This window comes from Pseudomonas sp. GW-45 (genome assembly GCF_056896675.1).
Map to the genome: position 1 here is coordinate 1478043 of NZ_CM167674.1, position 14464 is coordinate 1492506.

15 protein-coding genes are annotated in these 14464 nt (G+C 56.0%); 5 read left to right on the plus strand and 10 right to left on the minus strand.

Features of this window, described 5'->3' with window-relative positions:
• Nucleotide 1: 1 nt before the first annotated feature.
• The 5 genes from rsxD to metG all read right to left on the minus strand — a co-directional run bounded on the left by rsxD (nucleotide 2) and on the right by metG (nucleotide 6794).
• Entirely contained in the window at nucleotides 2-1069 is a 1068-nt protein-coding gene (gene rsxD / locus AC1XYH_RS06665) for an electron transport complex subunit RsxD (protein ID WP_483325851.1), read from the minus strand.
• Nucleotides 1069-3447: an electron transport complex subunit RsxC gene (gene rsxC / locus AC1XYH_RS06670; RefSeq protein WP_483325852.1), complete on the minus strand. Its 2379-nt coding sequence runs from the start codon at nucleotides 3445-3447 to the stop codon at nucleotides 1069-1071. The genes rsxD and rsxC overlap by 1 nt, the downstream gene beginning before the upstream one ends.
• Complete coding sequence (gene rsxB, locus AC1XYH_RS06675; RefSeq protein ID WP_483325853.1) at nucleotides 3447-4028, minus strand: electron transport complex subunit RsxB; 582 nt, start codon at nucleotides 4026-4028, stop codon at nucleotides 3447-3449. Before rsxB ends, rsxC begins: the two co-directional genes overlap by 1 nt.
• A 2-nt stretch (nucleotides 4029-4030) precedes the next feature.
• Nucleotides 4031-4615, minus strand: coding sequence for an electron transport complex subunit RsxA (gene rsxA / locus AC1XYH_RS06680; protein ID WP_092288309.1), 585 nt, complete (start codon nucleotides 4613-4615; stop codon nucleotides 4031-4033).
• 118 nt (nucleotides 4616-4733) lie between these two features.
• Nucleotides 4734-6794 (minus strand): methionine--tRNA ligase, encoded by a 2061-nt coding sequence (gene metG, locus AC1XYH_RS06685; RefSeq protein ID WP_483325854.1) that lies wholly within the window; start codon nucleotides 6792-6794, stop codon nucleotides 4734-4736.
• Nucleotides 6795-7001: 207 nt separating this feature from the next.
• Between metG and AC1XYH_RS06690 the strand changes: the two genes are divergently transcribed.
• Together AC1XYH_RS06690 and AC1XYH_RS06695 are read left to right on the plus strand one after the other, a co-directional pair.
• On the plus strand, nucleotides 7002-8543 hold the full coding sequence (locus tag AC1XYH_RS06690; RefSeq protein ID WP_483325855.1) for an MFS transporter: 1542 nt from the start codon (nucleotides 7002-7004) through the stop codon (nucleotides 8541-8543).
• 105 nt (nucleotides 8544-8648) lie between these two features.
• Nucleotides 8649-9782 (plus strand): glutathione S-transferase family protein, encoded by a 1134-nt coding sequence (locus AC1XYH_RS06695; RefSeq protein ID WP_483325856.1) that lies wholly within the window; start codon nucleotides 8649-8651, stop codon nucleotides 9780-9782.
• Between the two features lie 5 nt (nucleotides 9783-9787).
• On the opposite strand, the gene AC1XYH_RS06700 is transcribed toward AC1XYH_RS06695, so the two are convergent.
• Nucleotides 9788-10582 (minus strand): substrate-binding periplasmic protein, encoded by a 795-nt coding sequence (locus tag AC1XYH_RS06700; RefSeq protein ID WP_483325857.1) that lies wholly within the window; start codon nucleotides 10580-10582, stop codon nucleotides 9788-9790.
• Between the two features lie 453 nt (nucleotides 10583-11035).
• Here AC1XYH_RS06700 and AC1XYH_RS06705 point away from each other — a divergent pair, with 453 nt between their 5' ends.
• Both AC1XYH_RS06705 and AC1XYH_RS06710 read left to right on the plus strand, forming a co-directional pair.
• Nucleotides 11036-11524 (plus strand): YehS family protein, encoded by a 489-nt coding sequence (locus AC1XYH_RS06705; RefSeq protein WP_483325858.1) that lies wholly within the window; start codon nucleotides 11036-11038, stop codon nucleotides 11522-11524.
• Nucleotides 11525-11585: 61 nt separating this feature from the next.
• Nucleotides 11586-11939: a YkgJ family cysteine cluster protein gene (locus tag AC1XYH_RS06710; RefSeq protein ID WP_483325859.1), complete on the plus strand. Its 354-nt coding sequence runs from the start codon at nucleotides 11586-11588 to the stop codon at nucleotides 11937-11939.
• 15 nt (nucleotides 11940-11954) lie between these two features.
• Here the strand turns inward: AC1XYH_RS06710 and AC1XYH_RS06715 are convergent, their stop codons facing one another.
• Together AC1XYH_RS06715 and AC1XYH_RS06720 are read right to left on the minus strand one after the other, a co-directional pair.
• Entirely contained in the window at nucleotides 11955-12359 is a 405-nt protein-coding gene (locus AC1XYH_RS06715; protein WP_483325860.1) for a hypothetical protein, read from the minus strand.
• A 41-nt stretch (nucleotides 12360-12400) separates the two neighbouring features.
• Entirely contained in the window at nucleotides 12401-13009 is a 609-nt protein-coding gene (locus AC1XYH_RS06720) for a phosphoribosyltransferase (protein ID WP_483325861.1), read from the minus strand.
• A gap of 62 nt (nucleotides 13010-13071) precedes the next feature.
• Here AC1XYH_RS06720 and AC1XYH_RS06725 point away from each other — a divergent pair, with 62 nt between their 5' ends.
• Nucleotides 13072-13635: a phosphoribosyltransferase gene (locus AC1XYH_RS06725; protein ID WP_483325862.1), complete on the plus strand. Its 564-nt coding sequence runs from the start codon at nucleotides 13072-13074 to the stop codon at nucleotides 13633-13635.
• A 15-nt stretch (nucleotides 13636-13650) separates the two neighbouring features.
• Here AC1XYH_RS06725 and AC1XYH_RS06730 read toward each other — a convergent pair whose 3' ends face one another.
• Both AC1XYH_RS06730 and AC1XYH_RS06735 read right to left on the minus strand, forming a co-directional pair.
• Nucleotides 13651-13950 (minus strand): hypothetical protein, encoded by a 300-nt coding sequence (locus AC1XYH_RS06730; protein ID WP_483325863.1) that lies wholly within the window; start codon nucleotides 13948-13950, stop codon nucleotides 13651-13653.
• Nucleotides 13951-14077: 127 nt separating this feature from the next.
• A complete protein-coding gene (locus AC1XYH_RS06735; protein ID WP_483325864.1) occupies nucleotides 14078-14329 on the minus strand; it encodes a T6SS effector amidase Tae4 family protein in 252 nt (83 codons plus the stop codon).
• Nucleotides 14330-14464 lie beyond the last annotated feature (135 nt).

Below are 14464 nucleotides of genomic sequence, written 5' to 3' on the forward strand. Positions count from 1 at the left end.
CTCAGTCCGTCTTGCCCATGCCGCGCTTGGCCTTGCGATGGCCATAGGTGCGGGGTGTGCTGTAGTAGTCGATGGTCGGTGCAGCCAGGTTCATCAGCAATACCGCGAAGGCGACGGCATCGGGGTAACCACCCCAGGCGCGAATGCAATACACCAGGATGCCCACACCGGCGCCGAAAATCAGCCTGCCTTGCTTGCTGGTCGCGCCAGAGACGGGATCAGTAACGATGAAGAAGGCGCCCAGCATGCTAGCGCCGCTGAGTAGATGAAACAGCGGCGAGCCGTTAGACCCTGAGCCGCTGCCATTCCAGAACAGTAGACTCATGATCGCGAGTGCGCCAAGCATACCGACTGGTGCATGCCAGGTGTAAATGCGCTTGTAGAGTAGCGCGATGCCGCCGGCTAGATAAGCCAAACTGACCCATTCCCAGCCGTGCCCCGCAAAACTGCCAAACACCGGCTTGCTGGCCTGTAATTCGGTCATGGTCAGACTGGCGTTGGTCTTGACGACATCCAATGGCGTGGCCAATGTCCAGCCATCGATCGCTTGGGTAGCGGGCAGGAAGATACGCGAGAGCCCCTCAAACAGTCCCAGCGTGGCCTGCACGTTGGGCATGAGAGCTTCGATGCCACGCCAGGCAGGCCAACTGGTCATTTCTACCGGGAAAGAGATCAACACCACGGCATAACCCAGCATTGCTGGATTGAACGGGTTCTGGCCGAGGCCACCGTACAGCTGCTTGCCGAATACGATAGCAAATGCTGACGCCACCAGCGTTAACCACCAGGGCGCGTAAGGGGGCAGGGCCAGCGCCAGTAGCCAGGCGGTCACCAGGGCGCTGCCATCACGCAGATAGAAGCTGATCGGGCGTTTGCGAATCCATAGGATCAGGCTCTCGACTGCCAGGGCTACAAGGCTCGCAAAGCAGATGTTGATCAGCGTGCCAAAGCCAAAAAACCAGGTCATGGCTAATACGCCGGGTAGGGTCGCGCCCAGTACCCAGAGCATGATGGTCTGGGTATGGTTGTTGCCCTTGGCGTGCGGCGATGTCATGCGAACCAGCGCCATCAGTGGGTCTCCTTGCTGGCCATGTGATCGGCGAAGGCTTTGGCGGCCGCGTCGAGTGTGGCGCGGGTAGCGGTGAGTTGGTCTTGCGCGGGTGCAGTATCGGTTTCTGCGTCGATGGCGGCCTGCAGTTCACGTTCGGCGCGTTTGAAGTCAGCCTTGGCAGTGGCCAGGTTGGTTTTCAATTCGCGTACGGTTTCGTCTACTGGCTTTTTATCGACCTTTTGCCGCTCGGGTGGCGGAATCAGGCTGTTGAGTTCAGCGTCATGCAGCACTTGTTCAGCGGCGTTGAAGGTTTGTTGTTGAGTTTCTAACTGAGCTTTCAAGTCGGCGTCATCAGGTGAACTGGTGAGTTCGCGTTCCGTTTTCTTTACGGCAGCACGCGCCATGGCCAGATCCAGCTTGGCTTTCTTCAGATTCTCATCGATAGGTTGCTTGACCGCCGGTGCGGCAGGCACGCGCGCATCAGCGGCTTCGGCTTCTTCGCGTAGTTTGGCGATTTCTGCCTGCTGCTCTTCACTCGGGCTGTCGCCGGCTGCGCGTTCCGCTTTGCGCAAATTGGCGCGCAGCATCGCGGCTTCAATTTTCAGCTTCTTGGCGTCATCGGCGCCTGCGACTGGCTCGGCAGCGGGTTGCGTTGCCAATTCGCCCTGCGCCTTATCGAAAGCTTCCTGGGTATCACGTGCGGTCTGTTCCAGCTCAGGAATTTGCGCTTGCAGGTCGGTGTTCTCAGGATTCGCGGCAAGTTGTTTATTGGCCTTTTTCAACGCCATTTGCGCGGTGGCCGCAGCGATCTTCAGTTGTTTCTGTTCCGGGCTCAAGCCACTGGGCTTCTGTGCCTGCAACCGGGCTACATCGGGTTCGTTGGAGCTATCGTCTGCATCCGTGTTTGGCTTGGCTGCTTCGGCTTCTTTGGCGGCCTTCATGCGTGCAGCTTTCTCGGCGCGGGCCTGACGGTCGCGCTCTTTTTGTTCGGTCTCGCGCTGTAGGCGTTCCTGGCGGTGCTCAAAACGTTGTTTGGAGTGATCGGATCTATGCTGCTGCAGGTCCAGCGCACGAATGTCGGATTTGGCAGCGCGGTAGTACTGTACCAACGGAATGCTGCTGGGGCAGACGTAAGAACAGGCGCCGCACTCGATGCAGTCAAACAGGTTCTGCCGTTTGAGTTGATCGTAATCCTTACCGAGCGCAAAGAAATGCAGCTGTTGTGGCAGCAATTCGGCAGGGCACGCTTCTGCGCATAAGCCGCAGCGGATGCAGGGCTGGGCGGGCGGCGGTGGGGGTAGCTCTTCCTGGGTGCCGGCCAGCAGACAGTTGCTGGTTTTGATGATGGGCGCAGCCGTGCTTTGCAAGGTAAAACCCATCATGGGGCCACCCATAACCAGGCGATACAAGCGTTCAGGCTGCAACCCGGCAAAGCTCAGCAGGTCGCTGATGGGTGTGCCGATCAGCGCTTCAACGTTGGTTGGGTGTTGCAGTGCGTCGCCGGTCAATGTGGTGATGCGCTTGATCAGCGGCTGTCCTAGCAGCACTGCGTCATGAATCGCCAGCAGAGTGCCGATGTTCTGGCAGACCATACCAATATCCGCCGGCAGACCTCCGCTGGGTACTTCCTTACCAGTGAGGATCTGGATTAGCTGTTTCTCGCCGCCGGACGGGTATTTAGTCGGGAATACCACGACCTGCATGCTGGTACGCTCGCCGACGGCCTTGCGCATGGCGGCGATGGCTTCCGGCTTGTTGTCTTCGATGCCAATCAGCACCTGCTCGGGATGCAGGATGTGTTGGAGTATCTCGATCCCCGCGACTATCTGCTCAGCCTTGTAGCGCATGGCAGAGTCGTCGGCCGTAATGTAAGGCTCACACTCGGTACCGTTGACGATCAACGTATGAGTCTTCTGCTCTGGGCGCGCCTTGAGTTTGACTGAGGTCGGGAATCCCGCACCGCCCAAACCGCTCACGCCCGCCTGACGGATGACTTCCAACAGAGTGGCGGCTTCCAGTGAGCGGTAGTCGGCAATGGGCGCCAACTCAATCCATTCTTCCTGACCATCTACCTCCAGGGTAATGGCCCACTCTTCAAGGCCGGAGGCATGCGGGTAGGGCGCTGGGCCGATAGCGCTCACAGTGCCTGAGGTCGGTGCGTGCAACGGGCAACTGATCATACCAGCGGCTTCGGCAATCAACTGGCCCTTGAGTACCCGTTCGCCGATCTCGATCGCAGGTTCTGCTCGTGCGCCCAAGTGTTGCTGCAGTGGCAAAATCAGCTGCTTGGGCAGCGGCACGGTTTCTATACCGTGAGCCGTAGACTGATGCTTGTTTTCTTCCGGGTGAATGCCGCCGGGGATGTCCCAGATACGGATTGGACTGACAGCATTCATCAAGCAGCCCCTCGCTGGGCATCGGTGGCAATCACAGCGGCACCCGGTAGCGGGAAGTCCCACTTCCAGTTTTGCGGCGTGGTTGGCAGGGGCAGCATGTCGATGCAGTCGACCGGGCAAGGCTCAACGCAGAGGTCGCAGCCGGTGCACTCGTCGGTGATCACCGTGTGCATCTGCTTGGCCGCGCCGAGAATGGCATCTACCGGGCAGGCCTGAATGCACTTGGTGCAGCCGATGCACTCAGCTTCGCGAATATAAGCGACCATCTTGGGCTTCTCTTCGCCGTGTTCGGCATCCAGCGGCAGCACTTCCACATCCAGCAAATCCGCCAGCGCCTGAATAGTGGACTCGCCACCGGGCGGGCACTTGTTGATGGGCTCGCCATTGGCGATGCCTTCGGCGTAAGGCTTGCAACCCGGGTGGCCGCATTGACCGCACTGAGTCTGCGGCAACAGATCGTTGATCTGATCGACAATAGGATCGCCCTCGACCTTAAAACGAATAGCGGCGTACCCCAAAATGGCGCCGAAAATCAGCGCCAGGCCCAGCAGTACCAGTACGGCAGTGAGGATCATCGACATGCTTACAACCTTATCAAGCCGGTGAAGCCCATGAAGGCCAGGGACATCAGGCCAGCGGTAATCATGCCAATGGCCGCGCCACGGAAAGGCGTGGGCACGTCGGCAATGGCGATGCGCTCACGCAAGCCGGCAAATAAAATCAGAATCAATGAGAAGCCGATAGCCGCGCCCAACCCATAAGTGGCGGACTTCATAAAAGTTTGTTCGGCGCGGTTGGTGTTCAGCAGCGCCACGCCCAACACGGCGCAGTTGGTGGTGATCAGCGGCAGGAAAATACCCAGCACCCGATACAGCAGAGGGCTGGTTTTGTGCACCACCATCTCGGTGAATTGCACCACCACGGCGATGACCAGAATAAAGGAAATGGTGCGCAGGAATTCCAGATCGAGCGGCACCAGAATGTACTGGAACGTCAGATAACTGAGGATGGACGCCAGCGTCAGCACGAAGGTGGTCGCAGCCGACATGCCGATGGCGGTTTCCAGCTTGCCGGAAACGCCCATGAACGGGCAAAGCCCGAGAAACTGCACCAGCACAAAGTTGTTGACCAGAATGGTGCTGACCAGAATAAGGGCAAATTCAGCCATGTTACCCAACCCCATGTGTGGAATGCTCGGCGCGCGACTCTAATGGCAGCTGCGCCTGACTCCGGCTAATCAGAGCGGCTTTGCAACCGCTCCCGGTTTATCGTTATCAGGTGTTAACTTACTTGACTCGTTGGCCTGGCTTGGCGCCTTCATCGGGGCTAAGCAGGAAAATCTCTTCGCCACCGGGACCCGCCGCCAACACCATGCCTTCAGATACGCCAAACTTCATTTTGCGCGGCGCCAGGTTGGCGACGTACAGCGTATGGCGGCCTTCCAGCTTGCTTGGGTCAGGATAGGCGCTCTTGATGCCTGAGAACACATTGCGCTTGGCATCGCCAATATCCAGCGACAGGCGCAGCAGCTTATCTGCGCCCTCAACGAATTCGGCTTTCTCGATCAGGGCTACACGCAGGTCAACGGCCGCAAAGGCGTCAAACTTGATCTCGGCTTCCAGCGGCTCTTTGGTCAGCTCGCCGTTGCCAGCAGTGGCAACGGGCGCACTGGCATCGGCAGCAGCGGCCAGATCTTCTTTGGACGCGTCGATCATCGCTTCGATCTTCGCTGGCTCAATTCGCGCCATCAGTGGCTTGAAGGCATTCAACTGATGATTGGCCAGCAGCGTCTCGTGGTCAGTCCAGCGCAGCGGCGTCACATTCAAAAAGGCTTCGGCATCGGCAGCCAAGTGCGGCAATACCGGCTTGAGGAAGATAACCAACTGGCGAAACAGGTTGATGCCCAGCGAGCAGATGGCCTGTACTTCATCGTGCTTACCTTCCTGCTTGTTCAGTGACCACGGTGCCTTGTCGGCGATCCAGGCATTGGCCTTGTCGGCAAGGCCCATGATTTCACGCATGGCGCGGGAGAAATCGCGCTTCTCATACGCATCGGCGATTAACGGCGCGCCGGCCAAAAAGGCGGCGGTCAGCTCAGGGGCTGGATTGGTATCGACCATCACGCCAGCGTTGCCCTTATGAATAAAGCCGGCGCAGCGGCTGGCGATATTGACGACTTTGCCAACCAGGTCTGAGTTCACTTTCTGCACAAAGTCTTCGAGGTTCAGGTCGAGATCTTCTACGCCACGGCCCAGTTTAGCTGCGTAGTAGTAACGCAGGTATTCCGGTGACAGATGATCCAGATAGGTGCGCGCCTTGATAAAGGTGCCGCGCGACTTGGACATCTTCTGGCCGTTCACCGTCAAATAACCGTGTACCGCCACGGCGGTCGGCTTACGGAACCCCGCGCCTTCTAGCATCGCTGGCCAGAATAAGGTGTGGAAGTTGACGATGTCCTTGCCAATAAAGTGATACAGCTCGGCAGTGGAGTCCGCCTTCCAGAATGCATCGAAGCTCAGCTCAGGACGACGCGCGCAGAGGTTCTTGAAGCTGGCCATGTAGCCAATAGGCGCATCCAGCCAAACGTAAAAGTATTTGCCGGGCTCGCCGGGAATCTCAAAACCGAAGTAGGGCGCATCACGGCTGATGTCCCATTCGTGCAAACCGCTATCGAGCCATTCAGCAATCTTGTTGGCGACCGCCTCTTGCAGAGTGCCGCTGCGCGTCCATTGCTTGAGCATGTCGCTGAAGTCTTGCAAACGGAAGAAGAAATGCTTGGAGTCCTTCAATACGGGTGTTGCGCCCGAGATGGCTGAGCGCGGGTCTTTCAGTTCAGTTGGCTCGTAGGTCGCGCCGCACTTCTCGCAGTTGTCGCCGTACTGATCTTCTGCGCTGCACTTGGGGCAGGTGCCCTTGATGAAACGGTCGGCCAGGAACATTTGCTTTTCCGGGTCGAAGTATTGGGTGACCGAGCGGGTGCTGATGTGACCGGCGTCTTTCAGACGCTCGTAAATCATCGACGAGAGTTCGCGGTTCTCTTCCGAGTGAGTCGAGTGGAAATTGTCAAAGTCGACGAGAAAATCAGCGAAATCCGTCGAATGCTCCAGCTTTACGTTGTCGATCAACTGCTCGGAGGTAATGCCTTCCTTCTCGGCGCGCAACATGATGGCTGAGCCGTGGGCGTCGTCGGCGCACACATAAATAGCCTGATGGCCGCGCAGCTTCTGGAAGCGCACCCAGATATCGGTCTGTATGTACTCAAGCATGTGCCCCAGATGGATCGAACCGTTGGCGTAGGGCAGGGCGCTGGTAACGAGGATCTGGCGAGATGGGGCAATGCTGGACATGGGTTCTCGGCTTCTATTGGGTAAACGGATGAAAGCCGGTAATCATACCTGTTTGGCTGGCAGGGGTCATCAGTCAGGACTATCCAAGCGTTGCCTGGTTAGCTTCAGTCATTGCCAATCTGTCCCGCAACTCTGTGGGCTAGCTGTATCTTGTCGCCTGCCTGTCCCGAGCGTATAAGAAGCGCTCACATAAGAGAGCTCTTTTAGATGAAAACCGCAGCGCATATTGACCAAGCTCAGCAACCTGCCAGCCGCCGGGAGTGGCTGGGGCTGGCTGTATTGGTATTGCCTACGCTGCTGTTGGCGCTGGATATGACGGTTCTTCATCTGGCAGCCCCGCATCTGAGCGCCGACTTGCAGCCAAGCAGTGCAGAGTTACTGTGGATTCTGGATATCTACGGCTTCATGGTGGCCGGTTTTCTGATCACCATGGGTACGCTGGGTGATCGTATCGGCCGTCGGCGGCTGTTGCTGTTAGGCGCGCTGGCGTTTGGCGTGGCTTCAGTTGCCGCTGCGTTTTCCACTTCGTCGGTCATGTTGATCGTGACGCGCGCGCTGCTGGGTATTGCCGGCGCTACCTTGATGCCGTCAACGCTGTCGCTGATCCGCAACATGTTTCATGTTGAGCGCGAGCGCACCCTGGCCATCACCGTGTGGATGACAGGTTTTATTGTTGGCAGCGCTATCGGCCCACTGGTGGGCGGGCTGATGTTGGAATTTTTCTGGTGGGGCTCGGTGTTTTTGCTGGGCGTGCCGGTGATGGCGTTGCTGTTGCTGGCGGGGCCGTTTTTGCTGCCTGAATGTCGTGACGAGCAGGCGGGGCGCCTCGATGTGGTGAGCGCATTGCTCTGCATCGTAGCGCTGCTGTTGGTTATTTATGGGTTGAAGGACGCTGCTCGCGACGGGCTTAACCTGAGTGCAGCAATCGCGGTAATAATCGGCCTTGGAGTGGGGGTAGTCTTCATCCGTCGACAACGTCGCCTTACCGATCCGATGCTGGACTTGTCGTTGTTCAGCCAGCGCGCTTTTAGCGTTTCAGTGCTGGCCATGCTGATGGCGATTTTCGCGCTTTCTGGCGCCTGGTTGATGATCTTCCAGTATTTGCAGGGCGTGGCTGGCTTGACTGCGCTGGAAGCCGGGCTGGTGATGTTGCCAGCGGCTATCCTGCAAACGGCGGCTTCGTTGGTTGTGCCACGCCTGTCACGCCGCTTCAGACCCTCGGTTTTTGTGAGCGTGGGGCTTGGCGTATCGGTTGCTGGGCTTTTGCTATTGCTGCTGGTTCAGGGGCAGGGGCTAGAAGGCATTATCTTGATGGCCTTGGGCACCATGCTGTTGGGCGTCGGTATTATGCCGGTGATGATTATGAGCACGGACCTCGTAGTCAGCTCGGTACCGGCCGCCAAGGCAGGCGCAGCCGCCGCGACCTCAGAAACCGCCACTGAGCTGGGGATGGCGCTGGGCATCGCCGTGATCGGCAGCGTTGGCGCGGCTGTTTATCAGCAGCATATCGCCGAGCGCTTGCCGGACGGACTCACGCCGCGTCAAATCGAGACGGCAAGCGACACGTTAGGCGGCGCTTTAGCCGTTATCAAACAGCTACCACCGGAAGCTGCGCAAGCCATGTTGCTGGTTGTGCAAGATGGTTTTGCCGCCGCATTGCATGTCAATGCGCTGATCGGCGCGATCATTATGGCAAGTACTGCCGTACTGACGGCCACGTACTTGCGGCAGGTGCAGTTAAAGGAATAGGGCCTCTGACGCGACAATAGTTGTATCTCAGTAGCGGGGTTGCCGTGATCGCACAACCTCGTTAATTTGTCTGGCTATATTCCCATCAAAAACAACGGATTCGTTATGGCCGGCACCCTTCCTTATACCCTTTACGGCGCTTCACACTCTCTTTACACCGGCAAGGCACGTTGCTACCTGCGTAACCAGGGCATCGATTATGTTGAAGTGCCGACCTCGCACCCGGATTTTGCCGCGCGCATTTTGCCGCAGATCGGTCGTGGGATTATTCCGGTATTAGAAACGCCAGATGGCGTGGTCATCCAGGACACGATCGATATCATCGACTTTTTCGAGGCGCAGGGTGTGCCTTACCCGGCGTACCCGACCACGCCGCTGCAAAGCGTGGTAGCAGTCATTATCGAGTACTTTGGCAGCCAGGCGATGCTTAAGCATGCCATGCATTACCGCTGGTCTTACCGCGATGAGCAGGAAGCTTTTCTGCGCCATGCCTTTGTTAGCGGCTCGGGCGAAGCCATGGCTGAGAAGATCATGGGCCGCATGAACTCCTATCTACCGCGCTTGGGCGTTAACGAGCAGAGCGTTGCATTGATCGAGCAGTCTTTTGAGCGGCTGCTGGACCTGCTGGAGGCGCACTTTGCCGTTGTGCCTTATTTGCTGGGTGGTCACCCCTCGATTGCCGACTATGGCTTGATTGGTCCTATGTTTGCGCATTTGGGACGAGACCCCGTGCCGCTTGGCATTATGCAGCGCCGCGCACCGCGGGTGCATCGTTGGGTCGAGAGGATGACGGCGCCGGGTCTGGATGTGGTCGAGTACGCCGGTTGCAGCGCTGATTTTTGGCCCAATGATGAGTTGCCACCCACGTTGCTGCCGGTGCTTGCGCATATTTCTGCGGATATCTTTCCCGAGCTGACCGACAAACTGGCGTATCTGGATCAGTGGGTCGCCAGCCAGCATCCTGCCGATGGCACGCCGGTGACAGATAAGCCGCAGAATCGTCATATAGGCATGGTCAACACGCAGTTTCGTGGAGCGGAAATAGAAGTGGGTGTTGAGCCATATTTGCTATTCCTGCTACAGCGAGCAACGGACGTGGTGCGCGCGCAGTCGGACACCGCCGCCAGCGCCTTGACGAGGCAATTGGATGAGCTAGGGCTTGGCGCGGCGGTGCCCCTGGGCAGGGATTATCGCGTGGAACGTATAAATAATCTGGAAGTGTGGCGGCGCGACGTCTGAATTAATTAGGGCAGGGAGCTCTGTGCTGCGTCATTTTTGGGCGCAGCTTCTGCCGAGAGGTGTTCCGTCAAGCGCCGCTCATAGGCGGCATCAAAGGTATCGGCGATCAACTGCGCATTAGGGTTGCGTCGCGATATCACATACACCAACGGCCAGTCATCCAGCGTGTCACAGTGCGCGTCTTGTAATGGGTAATCCTTCATAGCCTCCTGCATGGGGTGGCCGTAGCTGATTAGGTACTCCCCTCGACCACGATGCAGGAGCTCCATTGCCGCCGGATGATTTGGAGCCACTATGGGTTGGTGTGGGTTGTTCTCGAAAATGGCTTTCAACTGATCTCTGTAAGTGTAGCCACGGATCAGAACCAATTGTTTGTCGCCCAACTGCTCTATCGCCGTAATGGTTTTGCTGTTTTCCAGCGAGAACGCACACAGCTTGACACTAATGCCAAGCGGCTTGGATGAGAGGGTGAAGTCCTGCAGGGCAGGGACGTTGGGTGAGCCGGGCCAGAAGTCGATATCGCCGCTTTTTAGGCTGTGGTAGATACGGTTAATGGGGTAGTTGATCCAGTTGAGCCGATAGCCACTATCCGCAGCCAGCTGATTGGTTAGCTCAATGATGGTGCCTTGCGCCTTGCCGTTGTCATCCATATAGGCAATGGGTGGAAAGGTGATGTAGCCCGCGTTTAGTAGAGGTAAAGGCTCATGCGCATGGGCTGGAATAGGCCATGTTAGTAAGGCAGTCAGTGCAGCGGTCGCCGATGCTCGGCAGCGCTGCTTAAGCAGTCGACGCATCATCATATTTTTATTTTTTATAAGGTGGTCTTGAGTGTTACAAAATGAAGACTAGCTGGATTTTGTGAGCTGGTCGAGGTTTCGGTGGCGCCCTGATCCTTGCTTGCGCACGCTGCTGAGAGTCTCAACGCGCCATGCAGGGTTTGCCAGACAACTTGACGTGTTGCTTGAAATGACACTGGCTTAAAAAGCGCGGTAAATGGTGTAATGCGGGCCGTTTAGCATGTGGATCTGCGTTGGGCCTGCTAGAACGTCAGACACATAGCATGCGGTATTGGATTTTTCATGTCTGTTTAGCCATAACTATTTGATCTCACCTGTCTCTTCAATATCTCAGGCATGCGAATTTCGGGGTGTGAAAATCACCCCGCTAGCGACCTTGTACGTGAAGAAGGCCAGCTGGAGCGAATTGCGACTGAGCGGATTTTGCAGGGTTTCCCTAAGACTAGGAACTATATTTTGACTAACAATGATGTTTTGCGCCGTATCCGTTATGTCTTTGATTTAAAAGACAGTACTGTGGTTGAAATCTTCTCTATGGCAGATTTCAGCGCAACCGAGGAACAGGTTGCTGCTTGGTTAAAGAAAGAAGATGACGACGCTTTTCTCAAGCTGGCTGATGTCGAGTTTGCGGCGTTTCTTAATGGCTTCATTAACTTTAAACGTGGCAAGCGCGAGGGCGAGCAGCCAAAGCCAGAAGCACGTTTGAACAATAATATGGTTTTTCAGAAGTTACGGATCGCGCTGAATCTGAAGGCTGAAGATATTTTAGAAATTTTCGAGCTGGCAGAATTCCGTTTAAGCAGTCATGAGTTGAGTGCATTTTTCCGTAAACCTGGAAATAAGAATTATCGAGAGTGTAAGGACCAGGTGCTAAGAAACTTCTTGCTGGGTCTTCAAAATCAATTGCGACCAAGTGATAAGGGTTTAGATTCTGAGTCCGTATGAATCAATGAATCAATGAATCAATGAATCAATGAATCAATGAATCAATGAATTAGGAATCAAAATGTACGCTAACGGAGAAATTATTGCGCGATTGCGCGAGCGTATTCCGTCGTTCGAATGCGTGCAGGGCTGCCACGATTGTTGCGGTCCGGTGACCACGTCTTCGGAGGAGATGTCTCGGCTGCCGGTTAAATCCGACGCTGAGCATGACGCGGCGTTAAATGAGCTTAGCTGCGTACATCTGGGGCCCAATGGGTGCGAGGTGTATGAGGAGCGCCCATTGATTTGCCGGTTGTTTGGCACAACGCCGCGCATGCCTTGCCCCAATGGTCGTCGACCAGAAACCATGATCGATACCAAAATTGAACGCCAAGTACATCACTATATTGCGAACACGCGGCAAGTGCTGGTGTAGGTTATCAATGGCGCTTTAAGGTGCTTTATTGCTCGCTATAACTTCCCTGACTGAAGCGCCGCCCATCTCAGCGCAGCTTAGGCTTGAATCGTTGTGCAGTTTTACCGCAGTGCCTCGTGTTACTGGTCTTACCAGGCGCCAAGGCCAAAAACCGAATCGCTGCGACCCTGCATAATTAATCACGGCATTTGCTCCTGTCTCCTGAGCGCGCCGCGCAAAAACGGGAAGTATATCTCTGACGCTTCCGTACGATCCCTTACCGACTTTTATGTATTTAATTTCCTCAACACGGACTTCTGCTGTTGGCGTGCCTGAAAAAAGGCAAATATCGAAAGTATCAGTGCCACTGGCTGTAGGGTCAGAGGCCGCTGCAGAAAGGGGCAGGGCAGACACAAGTAGGGCTGCAATAAATAATTTCATCGTCGTTTCTTTTTGTATTGGTCGTTGAGATGCGTGCTGCGTTACTTTACCGAATCCAAAATCTCGCTCAAATAGGGTTTGTGCTCATCAATGTCTGCGCGGCTGAGGCCGTTCATTTCATAGGGGAACACCAACCAGTCTTCGGTGGTGTGCAGGCAAAAGTCAGGTTTTATGCTGGTTTGGCTGGCGCCAAGGCGTTGGTACAGCGTCGCGATGCGCGTGTCTTTCGGCATGTTGCGCTTTAGCTGGCTGCCGAGCTTTTCGAGTACCGCAGCCATGCTGTGGCCGGTGCCGAAGGCGTCATCAACGATCAGCAGGCGGTCGTCCTGATTGATGTTGTCGAGCAGATAGTGGGTGCCGTGTACACGAATTTCCGCCTCAGGCGAGGCAACCATAGCGTCGTAATGCTCCATGCCTCGGTAAGACGTACGCAGGGCGATGTGATCGGTCTTCACGCCCAGGGTCTGCAAGCATTCCTGCACATAAATGCCCACGGCGCTGCCACCGCGCCACAGGCCCACGATGAAATTGGGTCGAAAACCGCTCTCGAATACCTGTACGCCGAGGCGGAAGGCGTCTTCGATCAGTTGGTCTTCGTCTAGAAAGCGGCGAGTGCGGATAGGATGTTGTGTAGCGCTGGGCTGGGTCATGGCTTGCCAGAAGGCTCCGTCTGGTGGGACTATGTCGCGAATTCTCAAACGCTAACGGTCTTATGGCAGATAAACAATACCTCAGTGCACAAAGTCTGCTGGAAGATGCCTTTCATCTTGGCGCGCAGGTGCTGAATTCGGGCTTTCGTCCGACCTTTATTATTGCCGTCTGGCGCGGCGGTGTGCCTATGGGCATCGCGGTGCAGGAGTTCCTCGATTACCACGGAGTGCATACCGACAACATCGCAATCCGTACTTCGTCGTATCACGGCATTGATCAGCAAAGCCGCGAAGTGCGTGTGCATGGCCTGAATTATCTGGTCAAGCATGTGACCCACGAGGACTCGCTGCTGATTGTCGACGATGTGTTTGATACCGGCCGTTCGGTTGAGGCGATCATTCAGGAGCTGAAAAGCAAGGCGCGCCTGAATACCCCACACGATATTCGGGTGGCAGTGCCGTACTACAAACCCAGCCGAAACGAGGTGGATTGGGAGCCGCATTACTTCTTGCACAGCACCGACGCTTGGCTGAAGTATCCGCATTCGCTGGAGGGGCTAACGGCCGAAGAAATCGCCGCCAACCGCCCTGCGCTGTATGAGATTTTGAAACCGCACTTGCAGTGATACGGCCGCTTGGCGCTACTTTTCCGGGTTGCTGATGTAGGCGTCCTGGCCAGCAATGAAGTCACTGTACTCAACCGAGTTGTAGATGATCAGGCAAGCAATCAGGGGATTCTTGCGTCCTTGTGATTGAGTCTGGGCTGAGGTATTTGGGTAGGCCTTGGCGATGAAGTCTGCAGTCGCTTGATAGGGGTCGTGGGTTACGTCCAGAGTCTCTTCGTTTTGCTTTATGAAATGCGCACCGCGGCCCATGTAGTGATACGCGCCGCTGGCAGCGGCCAGGTCTTCATCAAGCTGCTGGCTGTCCTGGTATGCCATGTCGAGACAGCGCACAAAACCATAATTTTGAGTGAGGTTCTAGCCTGCTCTATGGTCGCCGCGAAAGCTTGAGTCTGGGGTATGAGCAGAGCGGCGAGCAGACATCCGCTGACAGTGACGTTTTTCACTATTTCAACTCCCAGTACAAAATGTGTTTCGGCGACACTGCAGGATTGTCAAAGGCATGGCTGCGGGGGTTCTGGTAGTCGCTGCCGTCGCCGGTGGCTGTTCCGTTCCAGAGCGTGACATGGCCAGATGCGTCGTTCCAGCCTTGAACATCAATTACGATCAACCCCTTGAGACCATTGAGCTGGCTGTGTTCGGATGGCGCGAAGGTTTGGTCTGGCTCTCCCCAGTTGTGACGGACGAAACCGATCACATCGTTAACTCGCAATATATAAGGCAGGCCATCTGCTTTTTTGGCTCGATAGATATTGGTGCCCTGAATGATTGTGCCTTTGGGGACAACGTACCCGCCATAGATGAAACCGCGCTTGGGGTAGATGCGGCCCGC

What these genes read in the sequence shown, in the direction of transcription:
- rsxD (WP_483325851.1), bottom strand. Translation starts at nt 1,069, where the DNA reads ATGGCGCTGGTTCGCATGACATCGCCGCACGCCAAGGGCAACAACCAT.
- rsxC (WP_483325852.1), bottom strand. Translation starts at nt 3,447, where the DNA reads ATGAATGCTGTCAGTCCAATCCGTATCTGGGACATCCCCGGCGGCATT.
- rsxB (WP_483325853.1), bottom strand. Translation starts at nt 4,028, where the DNA reads ATGTCGATGATCCTCACTGCCGTACTGGTACTGCTGGGCCTGGCGCTG.
- rsxA (WP_092288309.1), bottom strand. Translation starts at nt 4,615, where the DNA reads ATGGCTGAATTTGCCCTTATTCTGGTCAGCACCATTCTGGTCAACAAC.
- metG (WP_483325854.1), bottom strand. Translation starts at nt 6,794, where the DNA reads ATGTCCAGCATTGCCCCATCTCGCCAGATCCTCGTTACCAGCGCCCTG.
- AC1XYH_RS06690 (WP_483325855.1), top strand. Translation starts at nt 7,002, where the DNA reads ATGAAAACCGCAGCGCATATTGACCAAGCTCAGCAACCTGCCAGCCGC.
- AC1XYH_RS06695 (WP_483325856.1), top strand. Translation starts at nt 8,649, where the DNA reads ATGGCCGGCACCCTTCCTTATACCCTTTACGGCGCTTCACACTCTCTT.
- AC1XYH_RS06700 (WP_483325857.1), bottom strand. Translation starts at nt 10,582, where the DNA reads ATGATGATGCGTCGACTGCTTAAGCAGCGCTGCCGAGCATCGGCGACC.
- AC1XYH_RS06710 (WP_483325859.1), top strand. Translation starts at nt 11,586, where the DNA reads ATGTACGCTAACGGAGAAATTATTGCGCGATTGCGCGAGCGTATTCCG.
- AC1XYH_RS06715 (WP_483325860.1), bottom strand. Translation starts at nt 12,359, where the DNA reads ATGAAATTATTTATTGCAGCCCTACTTGTGTCTGCCCTGCCCCTTTCT.
- AC1XYH_RS06720 (WP_483325861.1), bottom strand. Translation starts at nt 13,009, where the DNA reads ATGACCCAGCCCAGCGCTACACAACATCCTATCCGCACTCGCCGCTTT.
- AC1XYH_RS06725 (WP_483325862.1), top strand. Translation starts at nt 13,072, where the DNA reads ATGGCAGATAAACAATACCTCAGTGCACAAAGTCTGCTGGAAGATGCC.
- AC1XYH_RS06730 (WP_483325863.1), bottom strand. Translation starts at nt 13,950, where the DNA reads ATGGCATACCAGGACAGCCAGCAGCTTGATGAAGACCTGGCCGCTGCC.